Origin of the sequence: Caballeronia sp. (assembly GCF_028292365.1) — a bacterium.
Classification (GTDB): domain Bacteria; phylum Pseudomonadota; class Gammaproteobacteria; order Burkholderiales; family Burkholderiaceae; genus Caballeronia.
The window spans coordinates 37,333-58,850 of sequence record NZ_JAQGMM010000039.1 but is presented as its reverse complement, the minus strand read 5'-3'; the positions used below and the strand labels follow the sequence as shown (position 1 = coordinate 58,850).

Annotated in this window: 21 protein-coding genes; 6 read left to right on the top strand and 15 right to left on the bottom strand. The window is 59.0% G+C overall.

Annotated features, from left to right (window positions below; translation table 11 throughout):
- Positions 1-19: 19 nt before the first annotated feature.
- The 3 genes from JWR14_RS02205 to JWR14_RS02195 form a co-directional block, all read right to left on the bottom strand.
- Positions 20-964 (bottom strand): HAF repeat-containing protein, encoded by a 945-nt coding sequence (locus JWR14_RS02205; protein ID WP_299700563.1) that lies wholly within the window; start codon positions 962-964, stop codon positions 20-22.
- 817 nt (positions 965-1,781) lie between these two features.
- Positions 1,782-2,534, bottom strand: a complete 753-nt coding sequence (locus tag JWR14_RS02200) for a hypothetical protein (protein WP_299700560.1) — start codon at positions 2,532-2,534, stop codon at positions 1,782-1,784.
- A gap of 252 nt (positions 2,535-2,786) precedes the next feature.
- Entirely contained in the window at positions 2,787-3,677 is an 891-nt protein-coding gene (locus JWR14_RS02195) for a LysR family transcriptional regulator (protein WP_299700557.1), read from the bottom strand.
- A gap of 140 nt (positions 3,678-3,817) precedes the next feature.
- Between JWR14_RS02195 and JWR14_RS02190 the strand changes: the two genes are divergently transcribed.
- Genes JWR14_RS02190 through JWR14_RS02180 form a run of 3 tightly spaced genes read left to right on the top strand, consistent with a single transcriptional unit; the run spans position 3,818 to position 6,047 of the window.
- Entirely contained in the window at positions 3,818-4,561 is a 744-nt protein-coding gene (locus tag JWR14_RS02190; RefSeq protein ID WP_299700554.1) for an SDR family oxidoreductase, read from the top strand.
- Between the two features lie 44 nt (positions 4,562-4,605).
- The gene (locus JWR14_RS02185; protein ID WP_299700551.1) at positions 4,606-5,499 is read left to right on the top strand and encodes an SDR family oxidoreductase; all 894 of its coding nucleotides are present in this window, start codon (positions 4,606-4,608) and stop codon (positions 5,497-5,499) included.
- A 5-nt stretch (positions 5,500-5,504) separates the two neighbouring features.
- The gene (locus tag JWR14_RS02180; RefSeq protein ID WP_299700548.1) at positions 5,505-6,047 is read left to right on the top strand and encodes a hypothetical protein; all 543 of its coding nucleotides are present in this window, start codon (positions 5,505-5,507) and stop codon (positions 6,045-6,047) included.
- Positions 6,048-6,214: 167 nt separating this feature from the next.
- Here JWR14_RS02180 and JWR14_RS02175 read toward each other — a convergent pair whose 3' ends face one another.
- From JWR14_RS02175 to JWR14_RS02140, 8 genes are all read right to left on the bottom strand, one after another.
- On the bottom strand, positions 6,215-6,550 hold the full coding sequence (locus tag JWR14_RS02175; RefSeq protein WP_299700545.1) for a type II toxin-antitoxin system HicB family antitoxin: 336 nt from the start codon (positions 6,548-6,550) through the stop codon (positions 6,215-6,217).
- Positions 6,547-6,801: a type II toxin-antitoxin system HicA family toxin gene (locus tag JWR14_RS02170; RefSeq protein WP_299700542.1), complete on the bottom strand. Its 255-nt coding sequence runs from the start codon at positions 6,799-6,801 to the stop codon at positions 6,547-6,549. Before JWR14_RS02170 ends, JWR14_RS02175 begins: the two co-directional genes overlap by 4 nt.
- A gap of 118 nt (positions 6,802-6,919) precedes the next feature.
- A complete protein-coding gene (locus JWR14_RS02165) occupies positions 6,920-8,485 on the bottom strand; it encodes a methyl-accepting chemotaxis protein (RefSeq protein WP_299700539.1) in 1,566 nt (521 codons plus the stop codon).
- A gap of 256 nt (positions 8,486-8,741) precedes the next feature.
- On the bottom strand, positions 8,742-9,911 hold the full coding sequence (locus JWR14_RS02160) for a GGDEF domain-containing protein (protein WP_299700536.1): 1,170 nt from the start codon (positions 9,909-9,911) through the stop codon (positions 8,742-8,744).
- Positions 9,871-10,458: a hypothetical protein gene (locus JWR14_RS02155; RefSeq protein WP_299700533.1), complete on the bottom strand. Its 588-nt coding sequence runs from the start codon at positions 10,456-10,458 to the stop codon at positions 9,871-9,873. The genes JWR14_RS02160 and JWR14_RS02155 overlap by 41 nt, the downstream gene beginning before the upstream one ends.
- Positions 10,459-10,830: 372 nt before the next feature.
- Positions 10,831-11,829: a DUF1254 domain-containing protein gene (locus tag JWR14_RS02150; protein WP_299700587.1), complete on the bottom strand. Its 999-nt coding sequence runs from the start codon at positions 11,827-11,829 to the stop codon at positions 10,831-10,833.
- Between the two features lie 217 nt (positions 11,830-12,046).
- Positions 12,047-12,229: a hypothetical protein gene (locus JWR14_RS02145; protein ID WP_299700531.1), complete on the bottom strand. Its 183-nt coding sequence runs from the start codon at positions 12,227-12,229 to the stop codon at positions 12,047-12,049.
- A gap of 158 nt (positions 12,230-12,387) precedes the next feature.
- The gene (locus JWR14_RS02140; protein WP_299700528.1) at positions 12,388-13,350 is read right to left on the bottom strand and encodes a zinc-binding alcohol dehydrogenase family protein; all 963 of its coding nucleotides are present in this window, start codon (positions 13,348-13,350) and stop codon (positions 12,388-12,390) included.
- Positions 13,351-13,458: 108 nt separating this feature from the next.
- Here JWR14_RS02140 and JWR14_RS02135 point away from each other — a divergent pair, with 108 nt between their 5' ends.
- The gene (locus JWR14_RS02135) at positions 13,459-13,911 is read left to right on the top strand and encodes a MarR family transcriptional regulator (protein ID WP_299700524.1); all 453 of its coding nucleotides are present in this window, start codon (positions 13,459-13,461) and stop codon (positions 13,909-13,911) included.
- A gap of 57 nt (positions 13,912-13,968) precedes the next feature.
- Here JWR14_RS02135 and JWR14_RS02130 read toward each other — a convergent pair whose 3' ends face one another.
- A complete protein-coding gene (locus tag JWR14_RS02130; RefSeq protein WP_299700521.1) occupies positions 13,969-15,006 on the bottom strand; it encodes an asparaginase in 1,038 nt (345 codons plus the stop codon).
- A gap of 5 nt (positions 15,007-15,011) precedes the next feature.
- Positions 15,012-16,157: a branched-chain amino acid ABC transporter substrate-binding protein gene (locus JWR14_RS02125; RefSeq protein ID WP_299700517.1), complete on the bottom strand. Its 1,146-nt coding sequence runs from the start codon at positions 16,155-16,157 to the stop codon at positions 15,012-15,014.
- 209 nt (positions 16,158-16,366) lie between these two features.
- Between JWR14_RS02125 and JWR14_RS02120 the strand changes: the two genes are divergently transcribed.
- On the top strand, positions 16,367-17,452 hold the full coding sequence (locus JWR14_RS02120) for a helix-turn-helix domain-containing protein (protein WP_299700514.1): 1,086 nt from the start codon (positions 16,367-16,369) through the stop codon (positions 17,450-17,452).
- A 95-nt stretch (positions 17,453-17,547) separates the two neighbouring features.
- Here JWR14_RS02120 and JWR14_RS02115 read toward each other — a convergent pair whose 3' ends face one another.
- Entirely contained in the window at positions 17,548-18,477 is a 930-nt protein-coding gene (locus JWR14_RS02115; protein ID WP_299700511.1) for a glycosyl transferase family 90, read from the bottom strand.
- Positions 18,478-19,005: 528 nt separating this feature from the next.
- Complete coding sequence (locus JWR14_RS02110; RefSeq protein ID WP_299700508.1) at positions 19,006-19,947, bottom strand: LysR substrate-binding domain-containing protein; 942 nt, start codon at positions 19,945-19,947, stop codon at positions 19,006-19,008.
- 208 nt (positions 19,948-20,155) lie between these two features.
- On the opposite strand from JWR14_RS02110, the gene JWR14_RS02105 reads away from it, so the two are divergent.
- A complete protein-coding gene (locus JWR14_RS02105; RefSeq protein WP_299700505.1) occupies positions 20,156-21,478 on the top strand; it encodes an aspartate aminotransferase family protein in 1,323 nt (440 codons plus the stop codon).
- Positions 21,479-21,518 lie beyond the last annotated feature (40 nt).

Below are 21,518 nucleotides of genomic sequence, written 5' to 3'. Positions count from 1 at the left end.
CGCCCACGCGCTGGGGCAATCATCTTTCCCGCGTCCAGAGGGTGGCGTGCCACGGGGAAAAAGCTGTCCCTGAGTAGCCCGCGATCTCGCCGCGATTGTTGATTGCGGTAGCGACGCTGCTGTTGCCACCGGGGAGCATGCCCAAGTCGGTCATCACGCCGTGCTCATACAGAAAGGCGCGGAAGTTCCCGCTTGCATCGGTCGACTCGCCGACCACCTGGCCGCGATCGTTGATCCCGAGAGCGACACTGATGGTGCCACCGGGGAGCGTGCCCAGGTCGGTCATCACGCCGTGCTCATACAGGAAGGCGTGCTCGTAGCCGTTTGCGACGGCTGCCTGACCGACCACCTGGCCGCGATTGTTAAGCGCGAAAGCGGTACTGCTGTTGCCGCCGGGGAGCGTGCCCAGGTTGGTCATCTCGCCGTGTTCGTATAGAAAGGCCTGGTCGGCGCCCGAGGTTGCACTGGTGGACCAGCCGACCACCTCGCCGCGATCGTTGATCCCAAAGGCGGCGCTGAAGAAGCCGCCGGGCAGCGTGCCCAGATCGATCACCTTGCCCTTTTCAAACAGAACGGCGTGGGTAGCCGTGAGTGCGTTGATCGACCAACCGGCCACCTGGCCGCGCTCGTTGATTGCGTTAGCGACACTGGTTTTGCCACCAGGGAGCATGCCCAAGTCGGTCATCACGCCGTGTTCAAACAGAAAGGCGTGCTCGTTCAAAGGGGCTTGCTCGTTCCCGCCGACTGCCGACCAGCCGATAATCTGGCCGCGCCCGTTGATCCCGTTAGCGGTGGCATTGGTGCCGCCGGGGAGCGTGCCGAGATCGGTCACCTTCCCGTCTTCATACAGGGCAACGTGCTGGTCCCCGTTCGCGACGTTCGAGAAACCGACCGCTCGGCCTCGTTCGTTGATCCCGCTAGCCTGGCTGGTGTTGCCTGGGAGCGCGCCGAGATCCTTGACCACAAAACTTGGGCCTGTGGGATGGTGGAGTTCGCGTTGGCCTGCGGCAGGCTGGAGTGCGGCCGCCGTGAGCAGCGTGAAAGCAATCAGCGCGCGGTGAACGGAGTGCGCTCGGCGAATTTTCTTGAATACAGATCGCATAGTGATCCCCTTTCCTGAGACATGACCTGGATCGCCATCGCCAACCGGGCCGCAGGCGTGCCACGTGTGTCTTGACATGTGTTTCGACAAGGACGCAACCGATAAAAGGGAGGCCATGCTAACGGTCCCACCTGAGACTTCGGTCTCATCAGCCCAAGAGAGACCAGGGACAGGCAGACGCTGGATGCCCTTCTAAAATTCGCTGAACTTTTGACAACTCACTTAGTGACCATCAAGCACCCATGCACCACCTTGGACATGGACATGGACATGGACGTAGGCACGACTTCGATTCATTTGCGGCACAAAGCGTTAGGACTTGAGTCTCAATGTTGGTGGAGGTCGACTTGACTTGGCGTTTTTTATAAATAACAGGATCCGCCATTTTTGTTTTCCAATGTGTCTGTATTGCATTGGATTAAATTCCAGCGTCCTGCATAGGAAAGCGGACAAAGCTCCATTAGACAATGTGCGCTGATAGAGGTTATCGACCAGTCTAGTCTAAGGAATGTTTTTTTCAACTTATTAACTTAGTGAGGCAGATTAATGACGATGCAAATCGTGATTACCTGCCTTTGTTTAATATTGATTTTCCTAAGGTCTATAGATCTCGCTTCCGAAAGTCGCGTAAAGACGATCAGTGCACGGGCCGTGCCGCTTTGCAGCGGGCGCCCGTGGATTATCGGCTTTGGGAGGCCTGGGCTCGTTGCAGCCACTCGCTGTTATGTTCGCGGGCGTGGCGTGGCCAATGCCTGGCATCGTGCACGATCTCGGCATAAAGTTCGCGCGCACGCTGGCGGTCGGCCTCGTCGGGCTGCGCCGATAGCCAATCGGCGTACAGGCAACGGGGTGCAGCGTCGCTTGCGCTGGTGAGCGCCATCTCGAACGCGGCGCGCGTGCCGGGTGCGCCAATCATGGCCAAGGCCCGTGCATACAGCAAGGCAGGCTCCGGCTGCCGGCGGGCGAGGGGATTGACGGCGAACAGTTTTTCCAGCGTGTCCTGCGTGGCCGAAGCATTGCCACTGGCAAACTGCGCACGTGCCAGCCCTTGGAGTAAAGCCGGATCGGATGAGAACGGCCCACTGACCGCCGCTTGGTAATGCTCCAGGGCTTCGACGGCATTTCCCGCATCGAGAAGCGCCGCACCCAGCCGCATGCGATGCGCGACGGTCGGCGCGCGGTCGAAATCCGTGCGCGCCTCACGCACCGCCCGGTTGGGATCGACAAGCTGCGAGATGGCCCTCGTTGCCGCCCTTGCCCCATGCGACTGGCGCAGGGACGGCAAGTAAATGACAAAGAAGTAGACCGCGCTGCCAAGGCCAGGGAAAAGAAACAGGATCAGCAGCCAGTACATGTTCTGCTGGGTGCGCACGGCATGCACCGCAAAGAACAGGGCGATGATGACGTAAAGGCTTATTCCGAATATGCGCATTTACGAAAAAGTAAGTTGGAGTGCGCTGCCAGCGGCACGTCAGCGAAATGGCAGAACGCTATTGTGACAGAAGCGCGCTGCCATGCCTGGTAGCTCAGCGAGGCCCCGGCGCCCGCGCTTTTTTCGGTCTCGATGCCGACGGATTCTCAACGATCTGGATGTCTGTCCCGACCGGCCCGTACTGCCCGTACTGCCCGTACTGCCCGTACTGCCCGCTTGTGCGATCGTTTTAGTCCGGGTTAGGTCAATCCCTCACGCCACCGCTTCAAAAATTTCCCGAACCCATTGCGCAAACACGCGGACTCTCGCCGATAACTGCCGGTTCTGCGGATACAAGACCGAAACCGGCATGGGCGGAGGCGGAAAGCCATCAAGCACGACCTTCAGTTTCCCCGCCGATAATTCCCCCATCACCCGATACCGCGGCACCTGCACCAGCCCCAATCCCGCCACCGCGGATCCGGCATACAAATCCGCGCCTGTAACCGAGACCACTGCGGCAAGCTGAATCTCGACCACGTTTCCATCGACGGTGCATTCCATCGGCAAGACTCGCCCCGATCCGCTCGACAAATAATTCACCGCCCGATGCGTACCCAGCGCCTCGAGCGTCTCCGGCTCCCCGAACTGCTGCAAATAGGCGGGACTCGCCACCGTCACCTGCTCCATTAACGCGACGCGGCGTCCGACCATTGATGAATCCTGCAGCGTCCCCGCCCGCAGCACGCAGTCGATCCCCTCGCGCACCAGATCCACCAGCCGGTCGTCCTCGCCAATCTGCAATTCGATGTCCGGATACTGCGCGATGAACTCAGGCAGCGCCGGCACCACGAAATGCCGGGCAAGCGTCCCCTGCAAATTCACGCGTAGCAGCCCCTTCGGCGCGACATTGCGGAACGATCCCTCCGCTTCCTCCATGTCCGCGACCAGCCTCACGCAGCGGCGGTAGAACGCCTCGCCATCGTGCGTGAGCCGCACCGTGCGCGTAGTGCGCTCAAGCAGCCGCGTTCCGAGCCGCTCCTCCATGCGCTTCAGCAGGTTGGTGACCGTGGCGCGCGGTATCTGCAAGTCCTCCGCGGCTTGCGTAAAGCTGCTGCGCTCGGCGATACGAATAAACACCTGCATTTCCTGAAACCGGTCCATGGGTGACTCGCGGGCTTGGATTGTTAAAGTGAATGGAATTATATTGCTAAATCGAGGCTAATTATCAATTGACGTGAATGATCAATACTTCATTCCACGCACTTCAATCACGCACGTCACCACCCTAAAAGGAGCGAATCATGAACACGGTCAAGAACAGCCAGGTAGCGATTGTCACGGGCGCATCGCGCGGTATTGGCGCGGCAGTCGCGCGTCGTCTCGCCAGCGACGGTTTTGCAGTAGTGGTCAACTACGCATCGAGTTCGAAAGAAGCCGACGCGCTAGTCGCGGAACTCGCCGCGCAGGGCGCGAAAGCCATCGCGATCAAAGCCGATGTAGCGAACCCCAGCGAAGTCCGCGACATGTTCGAAGCGGTCGAGCAGCAGCTCGGCAAGATCGACGTGCTGGTGAATAACGCAGGCGTGCTGAAGACGCTGCCGCTGGCGGACACCTCGGACGCCCTCTACGACCAGACCTTCGGCATCAACGTTCGCGGCACCTTCAACACGCTGCGCGAAGCGGCGGCGCGGATGAACGAAGGGGGCCGAATCGTTAATTTCTCGAGCACCACGCTCGCCCTGAACATGCCCGGCTACGCTGTCTACAACGCGACGAAAGCCGCCGTTGAAGCGTTCACTCATGTGTTCGCGAAGGAGCTGCGCGGCCGCAACATCACGGTGAACGCGGTCGCTCCCGGTCCGATCGCCACCTCGCTTTTCCTCGATGGCAAGACCGAAGAACAGATCCAGACCTTCGCGAAAATGCCGCCGCTGCAACGCCTCGGCCAGCCCGAAGATATTGCCTCGGTCGTGTCGTTCCTCGCCGGCCCGGATGCGGGTTGGGTCAACGGCCAGATCCTGCGCGCCAATGGCGGTATCGCTTAATAAACCAAGAACATTAGCTTAGCTAAACATGTTGGAGAGTCATCATGAAATCAGTCATATTGGTCACGGGCGCAGGGACGGGCATTGGCAAGTTGAGCGCGTTGGCGCTGGCCGAAGCGGGGCACATCGTGTACGCGAGCATGCGCGACGTGGAAGGCCGCAATCGCGCACGCGCTGATGAGTTGTGGGCTATATCAGCGCAGAAGGGGATCGCGTTGATGCCGCTGGAACTCGATGTCCTCTCGCAGGATTCCGCCGATGCCGCTGCCGAGATCATCGTCCGCGAGCAGGGCAGGATTGACGTGGTGATGCAGAACGCGGGGCATCTGGTGGTCGGTCCGTCGGAAGCGTTCACGCCGGAAGAAATGATGAAGGTGTTCGACACCAATCTGTTCGGCGCGCAGCGCGTCAACCGTGCAGTGCTGCCTTATATGCGCAAGCAGGAATCCGGGCTTGTCCTGTGGATCAGCAGCACTACGACCAAGGGTGGTTTCCCGCCGTTCATGGGCCCTTACGGCGCGGCCAAGGCGGCGATGGATTCGCTTGCCGTCACATTGGCTTATGAGCTGGCACGCTTTGGCGTGGAGACATCCATTGTGGTCCCGGGTGCATTCACCAGCGGCACCGATCACTTCCCGAGCGCAGGCAAACCAGCGGACTCGGCGAGGGCTGCATCCTATGCCCGATACGACGGCGTGATGGACCAGATTGGCGAGCGCCTGAGCGCATTGACGCCGCCTGACGCCGATCCCAAGGCGGTCGCCGATGAGGTGGTGCGCATTGTCGGGATGGAGAAGGGCACGCGGCCGATGCGCTCGGTGATTGATTTCGTCGGTGACGGTGCGGCGCAGGTGCTGGAGGTATCGGAGCGGGTGCGGATTGAATTCGCGAAGCGCATCGGCATGGGCGATCTGCTCGAAGCCAGGGTGTCGCGGTGACGAGGATGACAAAGACCGGGCGTATCGTTCGCGGCGTCTGGCTTGGCCTTCTCATGCTGACCGCGGCGTGCGGTCAGCAGGGCTATGCGCAGCAGGAGGGCAAGACCATGAAAGCATCGACGACGTATTTGTATCTGCTCAGGAAGACGCCATTTTTTACGACACTGGATACCGGGCAGTTGCGCTGGACCATAGGTCATTCGCGCGAGTGGGAAGCGCAGGCGGGCACGGTGGTCGCGAGCTGTTCGGCGGCGGATAAGAGCGATGACTTCTGGATCCTGCTCGATGGCCGCTGGCAAGTCGAACACGATGGCCACACCTACCCGGCCGGTCATGCCGATGCGGGCAAGTGGTTCAGCGCATCGGAGGCATCAGGGGACTGCCGGTTGGTCACGACTGAGCATAGCTACGTGATGAAAATCACCCGTGCCGATATGAACGACATGCTCAGCCGTGGATTTGGTTTTGAATCGCACATGCGCGAAGGGCGTGCTTATTACCGGACGGTGTTTGCGGCGGTGCCGGCGGGAGATGGTGAAGCTTTGTGAGCTCGATCGAAACTTATCCTGGCAGAATCGAGAAGCGGTAGCACGCAGCTTCTGCCAGATGGAAAGACGAAACGCCCGATCAATGGACATCGGGCGTTTTATTTTTTCAACCTGGCTGATACGGAAGAATCTTTGACCCATCACGGATGCCCCGAGAGCCGAGGTTATTACGCATGTGAAGCGCGCGCCAATACTTCGTCAGCCCACTGGCTGATGCTTTTGCCCGCGGCTGCGGCTGCTATGCCCACGGCAGCGTGGACCTCCGGTCTTATTCGCAACATGAGTTTGCCTGATGCCGGCTTTTGAGGATCGCGGCCGGTCTTGGCGCAATCCTCAAGATAGTGATCGACTGCCTCATGAAACCCGGTGGTCAACTCAAGCACGGTCTCGCCGTGGAAGCTGATGTGTTCCGATACGCCGAGCACATGTCCGACGAAAATGTTGTCACGCGGATCGAACTCGACTCGCGCAAGATATCCCAGATAGTTCATTGCGTTTATCACGGCTTCACCTCCAATTCGATAAACCACCCTCGCACTTCTTCCACCTGATACCTCCTCGCGTCCTTGCCTGGATGTGGTCGATGCAGATACCGGCGGCGATCGTTCAACTCAAATGCGACGCGTGAGCCCGAGCCCTCCCGTATCTCGCCACCAAGCGCGATGACCAGTGATTCAATATCGGCGAAAACAATACCGCCGTTCGTGGGCCTTTTGAATATCGCTTCGAGCGTCTTCCTATGCTTGGCTTTCATTGTCGAATGATATCATAAACTGATATCACAACGCCGAGTCAGATTTGGGTGAGGAAGCGATCCGGGCTCGTTCCAGTGAACGATGACCGTACGATGCGGCGAATACCGGCGTGACCCCCTAAACCCGAAACACCGCCACCGCGACATCCAGCTTCTCAGCTTGCTGCTCAAGCGATGCCGCAGCCGCAGCCGCTTCTTCCACCAGCGCCGCGTTCTGCTGCGTCACCTCGTCCATCTGCGCGACCGCGCGATTAATCTGTTCGATACCGCCGGTCTGCTCGTTCGATGCCGCGCTGATCTCGCTAATGATGTCCGACACGCGCTTCACCGCCGCGACCACTTCGCTCATGGTCTGGCCCGCTTGTCCCGCCAGCACGTTGCCAGCCTGCACCTTGCCCGCTGACGCATTGATCAATTCCTTGATCTCTTTCGCGGCCCCGGCGCTGCGTTGCGCGAGGTTGCGCACTTCGCCCGCGACCACCGCAAAACCGCGCCCTTGTTCACCCGCACGCGCGGCTTCCACCGCTGCGTTCAGCGCGAGAATATTCGTCTGGAACGCAATCCCTTCAATCACACCAATGATGTCCGCAATCCGGGTCGAACTCGTCGCAATATCGTCCATCGTATGAACGACCTTGCCCACCACGGTGCCGCCGCGCACGGCGGTTGCCGATGCATCGATAGCGAGTTCGCTCGCTTGCCGCGCGTTGTCGGCGTTCTGGCGGACGGTGGCCGTCAACTGCTCCATGCTCGACGCCGTCTGCTGCAACGACGCTGCCTGTTCTTCCGTGCGTTGCGACAAATCGATGTTGCCCGCCGCAATCTCACGCGCACCGTGCGAGATCGCGCCGGTGCCGCCGCGCACTTGCTGAACCGTTCCTACCAGCCCCTGCTGCATCTTGCCGAGCGCTGCAAACAAGCGGCCCATTTCGTTGTCGCGCGAGGCGTCGATACTCGCCGTCAGATCGCCCGCCGCAATCTGTTCGAAGTGGTGAATCGCCGACTCGATCGGCTTCATCACCGCGGCGCTCAATGCCGCTCGCGCGATGAACCCCAGCACCAGCGCCAACGCCGCGACAATCACGGCCGCCGTCGCCATCATGTGGAACTGAGCCTGTGCCTGCGCATAACGATCTTGCTGATGCGCGATCTGGAATGCTTCCAGCGCGGACATCGCGTGCTCGTAGGTGGCATATAAACTGTCGGCCGTCTGAACCTGGAGCGTGCGGAAAGTCGTGAAGTCGTTCTGCGCGAGGGCATCGAATTCAAGGTTGAGCGCCTTCGCAATCAACGCATCGCGCGCCGCCTTGGCGGCTTGCACGAGCGGCTCTTCTTGTGGATCGCGCGGCTTCGCGAGATACGCATCGAACTCGGTATCGCTTGCTTTCAGCGTCTTGCGCGCGTTGGGGAGCAAGTCGTCGCCCGCCTTACCGAGCATGAACAGGGTCTCGAAGCTGCCGAGCGCAAGGCGCACTTGCAACAGCCGTTGCGAACTGGTCTTGAGATGCGTGACGGCAACGGTATCGGTGGCGACCATCTGTTCAAGCGCCTGGTTGCTCTGGCGCAGGCACAAAGCGGCTGCAAGCAGCACCGCCACGAGCGCGAGCGTGTAACCGGCGATGGTAATCGTGAGTCCGCGGCGAATAGTAAAGTTCTTGAGCATGGTCTTGATCGCGGCAAACACGGCACGCGTGGGGTTTCCTCGGTTGGGTCTTTGGCCGGTATCGTTTAGTTTTCTTGAATAAACAGCGAACGATGCCGGTCGCGGCTCAGGCGAGCCAAGCTGATCGCCAAAATGGCAGGCTAGTCGACAGGGCTCGTTATGCGATTCTCAAGCACGCGACGCAACGGCGACATCGGTAAATGTGCGCCTTCAGATTCTGCGTATTCGTGCCGATAAGCGGGGGATGCCGCGGGCAAAGCGGAGGACAGCGATGCATTCAGCTTACCCGCGTCGCGAACGCGTAACCGTTCTTGCCGTTGCGCTTCACCTGGTACATGGTTTCGTCGGCGGCAGCGACGAGCTGATGGTAGTCCCTGACAGGATGTGGAAAGCTCGCTATGCCGATGCTGGCGCGCACGAATCCAACGCCCATCTGCTCGTCTGTCTGGAGCACGCAGTCGATCAAGCGCTGGGCAATCGCTTCCAATTCGGCGTTGGTTGAAAACTCTCGGACCAGTACAACAAACTCATCGCCACCGAAGCGGGCGACCACATCAACCAGACGCACGGTCTTGCGAAAGCGCTTTGAAACGGCAATCAGGAATTCATCACCCACTCGATGGCCGAGCGAATCGTTGACTTGTTTGAACCCGTCCAGGTCAATGTAAATCACGGCGATTTTCTGCGGCGTTGGACTGCCCGATGACCTCGCGGCCGTTTCCGCCAGCGTAGCGAACAATTTCCGTCGATTGGGCAGGCCGGTCATTGCGTCGTGCAGCGCGGCATGCTCGAACTTGAGCGACTCGCCGGCCAGTTGGCGCGTGCGTTTTGCATACATGCCCAGCGCGGTAATCAGCGCGCCGAATACACATGCCGACAGTACGATCAACGTGCTCGCCACGCGCGCTATGCGGGTGCGGGCGTCAGCGCTGTCATTTTTGCGCTGCGTTCGCCAGTACACGGATTCGACTGCGAGCAGCGCGTCGGTATCGTCGAGGCTGACGTTGGGCGACAGGGCGGATTGAGGGATGCGCGGCGCCGCCGACGGGCTCGCGTTCACCAGCGCCGCGAGCGACGCGAGGCGGTCGATGAGATTAATTCGTGCACGCCGATAGTCGTCGGATGGTTGCGCTTGTTCCGCTTGTTCCGCTTGTCCTGATCTCGCGACGCTGTTGTCGGCCTGTGGTTGCCACACGCGGACAAGATTGCGGGCGCTCTCCGCCCGTTCAATTCCTTCGAGAACGAGCCCGCTGTATTCCTGCTTCAACTGGTCGGAGAAAATTGTCCGGATTTCGAATGCGAGGAACAGCAGGCCTATCAGCAGGCAGAGGAAGGAAACGCAGGCGATCGTTGCCGGACCTGGCCTGTAACGCATCGGAAGGACAGGTTTGTAGGCGCGCTGCCGCTCACGGATGGGCGTAGATATCTCGCTGGCTTTCGGTGCCATGCTGCCGGTAGCTTACGCGATGAAAAAATGAACCCACGCGGGTGAACACGTTGCCGTTCGGCTTGACGCGGGGCACCGGGCGGCGGCGTTCAACGGTCGCAGAACAACTTGCTCGAACAGGACGAGTGACAGCGAGCTTGGGTGCGGCCGAATCAGCCGGCGCCGCGCGAGGATCCGACTGAGCGGAAGGCACGGGACCGTTGAGATCGGCGCTGGCGAGGGCGACCGGCCGAGCAGGGGCCACGGGCGCCGCGACGTCATCGGACGACGCCGTTTGTTGCACGGCTGAAATTGGTTCTGGCGCTGGCGCTGCAAGCCAGAGCGTCTGCCGCGCGTGCTCCATGGCTTCGGCGTACACGTGCTGGTCCTGATTGAACCAGACACCGTACGCGACCGTTCCCATGACGCCGATTGTCAGCGCGCTCGCCGAGGCAACCCAAAGCGCAAGCCGTCCGAATCTCACGGGTGTTCGCGCAAATGCAGGGTCGGCGTCAGGATCTGTATCGGTTCCGTCGGTCTCCGATGGCAACTCGGTAGGATTGGACATGACAACATTCTCCGATCATTTCGTCTGATATTTCGACGAAATTAGTTCATACGATTATGCGAGTTATGGAAGCGTTGAGCTGCAAAAAGAATGTACCCCCAAAGGGCGGAGGTAACGTGATCAAGCAGCAGTTAATGTGCCCGCGGCGCGCGCCGATATCGATCTGCCGCGTGCTTGTATTCAAGGTCGAAGTTCGAACGTGTGTCGATCGACGTTGGGGAAAAGCGGACTAAGTGAGATTAAAAAAGTAGGAATACTTGATAATAATCCATGCTTCTTCCCACTCTATTGCTTCGCATGCAAGGCAGCGAGATCGGCGCCCGGTTAGATGAGCTCGCCTCGCCGCCATGCGAAAAGCGCCGGCCGCTTTATTTAACTGGCAGGTTGCGCTTCGGGGAAGTGCCACTTGCCGTTCAACACGTCGGGCTGGGGACGATAAAGGCGAACCATGTAGTTCCATCCCGGCGTGATCGGCAAGCAGTTGGCCGTTTTTGCATCGCAGCCGCCGAACTGGATCTCGATTGTCCCGTCTGCGCCTTTCTTCGCCGTGACGTTGTTGAGTGAATAGGCGCCAGCTGCGTTGGGCTCGTAGTAGCCTTTGGCGTCGTACACGCTGACCGACCAGAATCCATCGACCGGCACGTCTTTGGCGCTGAGCTTGTAGATGGTTTTTCCGTCGTTCCTGGCCGGCGTGAAATTGAGATAGGTCGCATCCTTATCAGGATTGCCACCCCAGGCTGCCGCCGCGCCCACCAACCGGCGCACGGGGTCGACTTCTTCCTTGGTGCCGAACGCGCCCTTGAAGTCGGGGATTGTCGAAGCCAGGATCAGAAGCGCATCGCGTACCTTCTTTTGGCTCGCCGCGTCCCAGTCGGGCATTTCAAGCTTGCCCGGGCCTGCCTGGCTGACCTGGACGCCGTCCTGCAGGACATGGACCTGTTTGATATCGTCGGGGCTGGCCGGGTCAACCAGGGTGCGTATGGCGACGACCGTGTAACGCGTGCCTACATTCTCCCGGGTGAGGATGTGCGTGCCCGCGCCGTAGAACACGTTCGGCGTGTAATGGTCCTCGTTGATGACCTGCATCGCCATGAAGCGCTTGCCGGGATCGGGCATGGTGATTGTCACCGGTCCCGCGTCGAGGTCGAAGACAGCGGACGAATAGAGCGTGTCACGATTAAGCCGGATGACAGTCTGGTGCGCAATCGATGCCGGTTCTCTCCGATGCAGGAGTTTGCCCAACCCTCCTTGCTTGGCCAATGCCGAGACGTACTTGTCGGACTCGGCACGAACGAAGTTGTCGACAGTGACTGGAACAGCGGCGCTGGCCGGGGGCGTCGTGGCGGTTTGCGCATGGGCCGGGCCAAGCATGGCGATCGTGGCGCCGATGACGCAGGTGGTAGTCAGAATTCGTTTCACGGGTCATCCATTTCGGTTGGTGGCACGGGCAGTCAATGGCTTATCGCAAGGTCCACCAGGACGGCCCGTATTCGACCGATATCAGAAACGTCAACCGAGTGCAATCAAAGCAACGTGGCTCCAGCGACCGCTATTCGAAGCGGCGTTGAATCGTGCGAACCGCGTTCGCCTACCCGTCGATCCGACCATGCGCAATCCCTGCATCATCACCATGCGCAGGAAACAATCGCTCTCCAAGGATGTCGATAAACACGCGCATCTTGGTCGTGAAATGCTTGCCCGAAGGCCACATGATGCGGAACGTGGTGCCGGCTTCCGAGCACGAGGTCAGCACCCCGTCGGTGCTTGCCATTGCCGCGAAGGCGTTGATCCATCGTGGGCAATCTGTGTGCGTAGAGTCTTGGCGCGGCGCATTGAGCCGGGTGCGCGTGGCCGTCGGCTCCCGTTGATCTGGCGGTTCGCATCCACCAGTTGGTCTGTGCTCAGCACTTCATGCCGGCCCGACATGCCTCACGGTTGAAATCCTGTTGTGAACACCGTGCGTGCCTGGTTCTCATTGGCCCAGTGATCCTCGACTTGAGACAAGGGCACCGCGTTTGTCGCGATCTCGAAGCGGCCGGGGACCGTGGCGTTCAACAAGTGTTCGATTGCACCCAGGAGGCGCGGCATGGGAATGCTGCCAATACCACTGCCCATGAGTTCGATAGCCGATGATCGAAGCGCTGCACTTGGAAGTGTGATGTTTGCCGCGCTCATGGCACCAATCTGGACAAACCGGAGTGGCACGCCGTCCGGCGAAGCTTTGGCGCCCGCCGCCAGCAGCAGCTCTGCGCTTTGCCCCCAAAGATAGTCGAGCACGACGCCAATACCCTGCTGAAACTCCTGCCGGAACGCGCTTTCGAGTGCATCGTTGTCCTGCGCGAGACTAATGGTTTCGTCAGCGCCGAGCGCTTTCAGAGACTGCAGGGTTTCTGCATTCCGTCCGGTCGCGATGATCTTGCCCGCGCCCAGATACTTGGCAATCTGCACGGCGAGACGGCCTGACACACCGGTTGCACCATTGATCAGTACGGTCTCGCCCTTCACCAGCTTTGCACGTTCGGTCAACGCCGCCCACGACGACATGCCCGGAATGGCGATTGCCGCCGCGGTCACCTCATCCAGCCCTGCGGGCAAGGAAATGCAACGCGCCTTCTGGACGATACAGTACTCCGCCATGCCGCCGAAGGGCGCTTCGGGCAGCACGAAATAGACACGCGCGCCGTCTTCAAGAACACCGGCGCCGTCGATCCCTGGCACGAAAGGGAGCTTCGCAGAGGCGCTATAGTGCTTGCCCGATGCCCGGCTCTTCGTGACATGACTCAGCGCGGATGCTACAACCGCGACGCGGACCACGCCTTCGGTGACAGCCGGATCGGTGAAGTCGGCATAAACCGGCGTCGCGCCGGCTTGTTGAACGACTGCTGCTTTCATGGATGCTCTCCTTTGCCAAGTATCCGAGCGTACGCTTTATCTCGGGCTGGATCATCGAATATATGTGTATTATACACATATAAAGACATTAACAAGGATCGAATCGCGATGGGGAAAGAAATACGCGAATTGCGGGAAGCACTATTGGACCTGACGGGTGTGCTGAATCGGCCGCAACCGGATGCGGCTCTTATTGAAGCGGCAGGCGTCGATCTGGATCGTGCACTTTTCCCATTGCTCGCAAGGGTTGCGCGGCTGGGGCCGCTTGGTATTGTCGAACTCGCCGAACTGGCGGGGCGCGACTACACGACGGTTAGCAGGCAGATCGCCAAACTGGAAAGCCTGGGACTGGTTGCGCGATGTCCAAGCCCGACCGACGGCCGGGTTCGCGCGGCCGTCATTACGGATCAGGGGCGGGTCATGACGGACGCGCTGGACGCGGCGCGTCAGAAAATTATCGAAGAATTGCTTGCCGGCTGGGAAGCAAAAGAGGTGGGCGAGCTTGCCCGGCTGCTTCGGAAGTTTGCGGATGATGCGCTTGGCTGGGTCAAGACTTTGTGAACAGCGCCACCGCGTGGCTCAGCGACCATGGCTTCGTGACTCCGTGGAGAGGTCAGGTCAGTACGTCAAGAAGACATTCTGAAGTTCCCGTGTGCGCTGCTCCCCGGTGAGCGCCAGCATCATCAGGATGCGCGCTTTGTGCGGGACCTGATCGTCCGTTACCAGCCAGTCGTAGCGGTCGTCGGGCTGCGCGGCATTGCGGATGACCACGCCGCTTCCCGTGCGCGAACCGCGGACGACATGAATGCCACGCCCTCGGGCTTGAACCAGCGCGGCTACTACCGAGGTCGCCACATTGCCGTTGCCCGTCGCCGCATAGATGAGCGCCTTCACACCTGAGTCGAGCATGGCATGAACCATCGCGTCGTTCATACCGCCGTGCGCATAGACAATACCGACCTCCGGCAGTTCGTCGATCTCGTCGATCGACCATTCGCTTTCCACCGTATGCAGACGCGCAGGCAGTCGATAAAAGACCGGCCTACCTTCGACGATGTATCCCAAAGGACCATACGGAGAACTGAACGCTTCCTGCTTGAACGTATTGGTCTTTACAACATCGCGCGCGGTGTGAATCTCGTCGTTTGCAACGACCAGCGTGCCTTTGCCGTGGGCTGACTGACTCGCCGCCACGACGATCGCGTTGTAGAGGTTAAGCGGTCCGTCCGAACTGAGCGCGGAAGGCGGGCGCATTGCGCCCACTACGACTACCGGTTTGGTGCTTTTGAGCGTGAGATGCAGGAAATAAGCGGTTTCATCGATGGTATCGGTGCCGTGCGTGACAACAACACCGTCCACGTCGTCGCGTTTCAGCAGCGATGAAATCCGCTTGCCCAACTGCAGCAGTTGCCCACTGCTGAAATTCTCGGACCCGCACTGAAATAGCTGCTCGGCGCTGATGTCGGCCACCGATGCCGCGGCGGGTAGATCTGCAAGAATCTGGTCTACAGACAGCACGGAGCAGTCATACGCCGACGTGTTGACCGGCGATGCACCACGGCCCGCGATCGTGCCGCCTGTGCCAATCAGCACAATTCGCGCTTTCGGCCGGATAGCAGGGCCGATTCCAACCACGCCAGGAACAGGGACGTTCATGCGCTCTACATCTTCACGACGGTGAGCAGCGTCTGCTTGCCGCGTTTGTAGTTGTACAGCGAGATCGCACCTTGCTTCAAATCGCCGTGTGCGTCGAACTGCGTGCGGCCCAGCACGCCGACGAAATTTGCGCTCGGCATCGCTGCAAGGATGTTCTCCGCTTTGGTCGAGTTGGCACGCTTCATTGCGTCGACGATGATGTACACCGCGTCATAAGCGAACGGAGCATTGAGCTGCACGTGCTGATGAAAGCGTGCTTCGTAGCGTTGCTCGAAAGCGGGGCCGTTCGGCATTTCCTGAAGCGGCATGCCGGCGATCGAGCACACGACGTTATCCGCCGCCTCGCCGGCCAGTTTCGCGAGCGAATCGGCGCACAGGCCGTCACCACCCAGCACGCGCGCTGCTACGGCGAGCTGTTGTGCCTGCTTCGCGAATGGACCGCCCGTGGCGTCCATCCCCCCGTACATGATGATGTCCGGGTGCTCGCCCTTGATCTTCGTGAGAATCGAACGGAAGTCGACTGCCTTGTCGTTGGTTGCATCGTGTGAGAGCACGGTCAACCCGTCCACCTTCGCCTGCTTCTCGAACTCATTGGCGAGCCCTTGGCCGTATGCCGTCGCGTCATCCACGATCGCTACTGATTTCGCCCCGAGCGTCTTCTTCGCATAGTCGGCCAGCGCCGGACCCTGCTGGGCGTCGGTTGCGACAACCCGGTAGGCGGTCTTGAAGCCCTGTTGCGTATAAACCGGATTGGTCGCTGAAGGCGAGACCTCGACAACACCCGCATCGCTGTAGATCTTCGACGCGGGAATCGTGGTCCCCGAATTCATGTGGCCGACCACGGCGACGACCTTATCGTCGACCAGCTTCTGTGCCACCTGCGTGCCCTGGCGCGGGTCCGACGCGTCGTCTTGTGCATCCAGCTCCAGCGTTACCTTCTGGCCGCTGATCACGAGGCCCTTCGCGTTGATTTCCTCCACCGCTAGCCGGGCGCCATTTTCGGTGTCTTTTCCCCACTCGGCATTCGCACCCGTCAACGGCGCAGCATGTCCAATTTTGACAACTTCGTCTGCGAACGCGCCGGTCGAGCCGAGCACGATCAGGCTTACTCCGATATTGGCGCATAGCGCGCCGTGAAATTTAGCCGACATGAGACTCTCCTGGTTATGCAGCTTGCTGGACGATGGTGCACTGACGCTTGCCAGTGATCGATTGAGGCAGGTGACAGGAGCGACTTTAGTGACGAAAAAATGGCCGGCATTGCACCAACTCGTAAAAAAATAGAAGAAATGCGACATGGCGGGCAAGCGCATTTTTTGGGCTTATATACTTGAATTCACCAATGTCTAGCGGGAACGTCATGGCACGCGAAAACACACCAGCCGATGGTCGGGAGCCGTCCCTGGGCCGGGAGCTGGTGGATCGCCTCGATCGCGCCAGCGTCAAACGTGAGGGCAACGCGTCGCGCTTGGGGGCCGAGCTCAACATCGGCTTTCTTCTGTGGCCGACTTTCCCACTGCTTTCGCTGGCGGGCTTCTGCGATGCGTTGCGCCATGCAGCCGATCTCGGCGACCAGAGCCGTCCGCTGCGTTGCGCCTGGATGCTGCTCGGCATGGCCGATGAAACCGTGGAAGCGAGCTGCGGTGTAGCGGTTCCCGTGCACGCGGTACAGGGTTCGCCGCGGCAATTCGATTACCTCGTGGTGATTGGTGGCCTGCTGCCCAAACTTGAACAGGTCGACCGTCGTTACTGGGACTATTTGCGCGAGGCCGACGCCGAAGGCGTGCCGCTGATCGGCATGTGCACCGGCAGTTTCGTATTGGCAAAAGCAGGCTTGATGCGGGACCGTGTTGCTTGCGTCCACGCGTTCCACCTCGCGGACTACAAGACGATGTTCCCGGACTTGCGGGTCATCGCCAATTCAGATTATTTGATCGACGGCAACCGCATCACGTGCGCGGGTGGCGTGTCCGTCCTCGAGTTGGCGACGCGTTTAATCAGCTTGCATTGCGGCTCGGACAGAGCGTCCAAGGTGATTCATCAAATGACAGTCAGCCGTCACGGCAATCCGTCGTTCGTGGAGCGCCGCAAGGCACTGGGATATCTGGCGGTCGGTGATTTGCTGGTACGGCACGCTATTGTGTTGATGGAAGAAAATCTGGAGGCGCCGCTCAACGTTACGGTGATCGCGAAGATGACCGGTACAAGCGTGAGGCAACTCGAACGTAACTTCCTGACTGAAATGGGGGTGTCCCCCAAGGAGTTTTACCGGACCATGCGGCTTCGATACGCGCGCTGGCTATTGCTCAACACGGAAAAACGCATCACGGTAATTGCCTATGAATGCGGTTTTGCCGACTCCGCGCATTTCATCCGCGGCTTTAAGGAAGTCTACGGCGTGACGCCCGGCAGGCTCAGGATCTCACTGGAGGAACGTCTGCCTTGAGGCGCGGAGCGCATGCTTGGCAACGGCCGTGCAACGAAAATGTCTGCGTGACGTCTACGAGATGTTCCACAAGAGTTCTACGAGACGACAGATCTTCACTGACCGGAAAGATCGAAATATTTTCTGAGGACCAGCAGGGAAATAAGCTTTTCCCGGCGCGTGTCAAGAAACTGCATGGCGTACTGATTGGCGTTTTTAATTATCGCCATGGCCTTGTCTGTATGCTTGGTGTAATAATTTATCTTGTCTTCCAGATCGGAAAATTCATCGTCCAGAAGAACATAGTGATGGTTGGGGATCAGGGAGCCTTCCATAAACCAGCTTTCCACCCGCGGCTTGCGCATAAAGCAAACGGAATTCGAAAGCATGATCCACTTCAGGTTGGTTGCAACGTCATTACCTTCCAGACTGATCACGAACTTGAACTTCAATTGATCAGCAATGCTCATATAAGGTCGATGACCGTGTTGACCTTTTCGCGCGTCATCCGTGTCGCCAATATCGGCCATTGCAGAAGTGTGATATCTGGCGACAAATGCTTTTCGATGCTCTTGGTAGCACGCCCCTCGAAAGACGGCCATGTTGATTTTGCTTTCGAATGAGCGCGCGTCTTCAATGAAGTTGAAGTGCCTCATTTTGTCCAGCTTCAATATGACTGAATTCTCATTCGATTCGGTGAGTGGCCTGGTTTTAAGAAGTGTCGGTTCGTCCACCGCTTCTCGGATGTCCTTAAAAACATAGTTGAATTTTACGGAGCGCGCGAAGTATCGGGATATCTCTTTAAAATCATAGTAGTAGGCGCTAGGGTTGCCGCGTAAAGGCAATGCGCTGCTGCGACTCGCCGTTTCGTTCAGGACAAATTGCTGCTCAAGCTTATTGTAATAATTGGCGCGCGAGCGAATATAAGTCCATTGATGTTCGTCCAGATTCCTGAACATGCGGTCATATCTTTTTTCAAAAATCAATGATGGAAAAAGATTGAAGATAACATTTTTTGCATAAAACTTAAGTTTTCTGGCATGCATAAATCTGACTCAATCTTTAATGGGGCGCTAAGATTTCAAGCAAAATGATTTGAAACATTTGCGGGGCAAGGCAACCGTCATTTTTCAAAAAAACTTATCACCTTTGGGTCACGCCGAAATGCTCTGCAGTGGTTGCTCTGCAGTGGTCAGGTTGCAGCAGTGGCGTGCATCGGTCACGTACAAAAGCGGATTACCAGACAGTACTAAAATTGAACGGGCGGAACAGTTGGTGCATAGAGCGGACACACAGGCTGCGCTAGTGTACCCGTTACCATTTTTTCGACAATATAGTCAACGGGTTTCGAGCATTGTAGGTGGAGTTCGAGCCCTTGCGGCTACTGACGTATTGGGACTCGCTGCGCACCTTGTGGTGCACAGGAGCTAACGTTTGCGGGCCACGGTAAATGATCAGCGATGCTAATTATTTGCCTCGATCGACGAAACCATGCAATGACGGTGAGACGAGCCGTCCAGGTCATCTTGTGTTTCCTTACAGATAGGGACCGCTATGAGGGGATCCCACCTGACTTACATTCCGCCCAATTTCGACGTCAGGTTGGCCGCAGTAAATGCAGACCGCAACCACGCCTCGAACGTCGCCGCTGCTTGCGAGCTGGTTTTATAGCCTCTCGATCGAACCAGGTAATAGGACGTCACTTCTATGCTGAACTGAGCCTCATTAAAAGGCGCGATCAGCCGTCCGTCATTCAATTCTTCTGCGGCCAGAAGCTCGCTTTCGAGTACAACGCCGAGCCCATCGACTGCAGCCTCGATCGCCATGACCGAGCGATCGAGCCAGAGTTCGTTATCCGGCCGCACTTCCTCGCCGCAGACCCGCCGCAAGTACTCCGACCACGTCAGCCCGTTGGACGAGTGGATCAAGGTCGCGCGCAAAAGGTCCTGCGGCGTGCGCAGCGCGAGCGTGGCAGCGAGGGCGGGGCTGCACAACGGGCGCAGTCGCTCCAGCAGCAAGGGCTCGACGTCGAGCTTCGAAGTATTCGGATGCCCGTAGGCGATCGCAATATCGAATCGAGTTGTCTCGAGGTCATCGTGATCTGAAAGCGTGGACAACCGGATCCTGACCTCCGGATTGGCGCGCAGGAATTCCGGAAGCCTGGGTTGCAGCCATTTCGCCGCGAAACTTGGACCCGATGCGACCACCAGATAACCACGCTGCGACTGCGGCGCGACCAGATTGGTGGCGTCGGCGATCACACCGAATGCGCGTTCAAGCTCGCGCGCGTAGGTGCGTCCCGCAGCCGTCAGTGCGGCTCGCCCCGGATGCCGTTGAAACAACGGCACGCCCAGGAAATCCTCGAGTTGCTGGATGTGATGGCTGACCGCCGACGGTGTGACCGCAAGCTCTTCCGCGCCAAGCGCGAAGCTTCCCCGTCGTGCTGCGGCTTCGAACGCAAGGAGTGCCTTGAGCGGCGGCAAGCGGGATTTCGTCGTGCTTCTAGTTGAGCTCATTTGACGGGGTGCTGAGTTATATGCGTTGGCGCTGCCATTTTCGCCTACCTAAGATCTTTTCTGACGGCCGCCAGCCGAAGCAAGCGGTATGCCGAATTTTGCACGTCGACGAACATGGCGCGGAGGCGGTCGTTCGATGAAGTCATGCAACCCAGGTTATGCGGCTAGAGACCAGAACCAGCTGCATAACGAGCCAACGGAGTGAACGATGAAAGAAGGACTTCTGCAAGCATCCAGGGACTTTTTGATCAGATACGGTGGCGATGCCTTCCCGAACCTGTTCACGTCCGCCAAAGGCACTATCGTAAAGGATAGCAACGGACGCGAGTACCTGGACTTCACATCGGGACAGATGTGCGCCACGATCGGGCATAACCATCCTGCGATTGTGGAAGCCGTTCATCGGGCGGGCGAGAAGGCCTTCCATATGTTCAGCGGCATGATCCCTGAGGTCGTGGCCGAACTCGGGCAGACGCTTGCAAGCGACTGGTTGCCCGGCGACATCAAGAAAACGATCTTCATCAATACCGGATCCGAGGCCACCGAGGTCGCGCTGCGCATGGCCAAGATGTACACCGACGGCTATGAAGTCCTGGCGCTGGGGGGCTCGTGGCACGGCATTACGGGCGGCGCGAGTACGGTGTCCTTCGCGAGCGACCGCAAAGGGTATGGCGTTCCCGCACCCGGCGTTTTTTTGATCCCCGAGCCGAATTCGTATCGCCCGTACATTCAGGCGGCTACGCCGGAAGAAGCGGCGCTGGCGAACCTGAACCTCGCGTTGAAGATGTTCGACATGCAGTCGAGCGGGCGCGGTGCGGCGATCATTGTCGAGCCCATCATTAGCGCGGGCGGCGTCCTGGTGCCACCGAAGCCGTTCATGCAGGCACTTAGAAAGGCGGCGGACGACCGGGGCATGCTGCTCATTTTCGATGAAGCGCAAACCGCGTTTGGCCGGATCGGAACGCGTACCGGATCCGAATTCTTCGGCGTTGTCCCCGACATCATGACCATGTCAAAAACGCTCGGAGGCGGGTTGCCGCTTGCCGCGGTATCGACAACGGCGAAGATCGAAGAAGTCCTCCACCAGAAGCACTTCACGTTCTACACCAGTCACGTTTCGGACCCGCTCACAGCGGAAGTTGGACTGGCAGTGTTGAAGGTGATCAAGGAAGAGAACCTCATTGCGCGAGCGAATGAAATGGGGGGCTACCTGCGCCGCCGCTTCGAAGAACTACAGCAGCGCTATGAGGTAATCGGCGACATCCGGGGTGCGGGCCTCCTGCTTGGCGTCGAACTGGTGACCGACCGGGCATCGCGCAATCCGGCTCATGAGCTTGGTGCAATGACGACCCGGAAATGCTTTGAAAACGGTCTGAGCATGAACATTCGTCGCCGTCCTGAACGCGGCTCCGTGTGGCGCATTGCACCTCCGTTGACGGTTTCAACGGACGAGATCGATCGCGCGGTCGACATCCTCGACAAGGCATTGCGCGACAGTCTCGACGAAACCGCGGTAGCGAAAGCCGCCTGAGAGTTGGCGTGGATATCGAACGGATTTTTCAACATTGGGG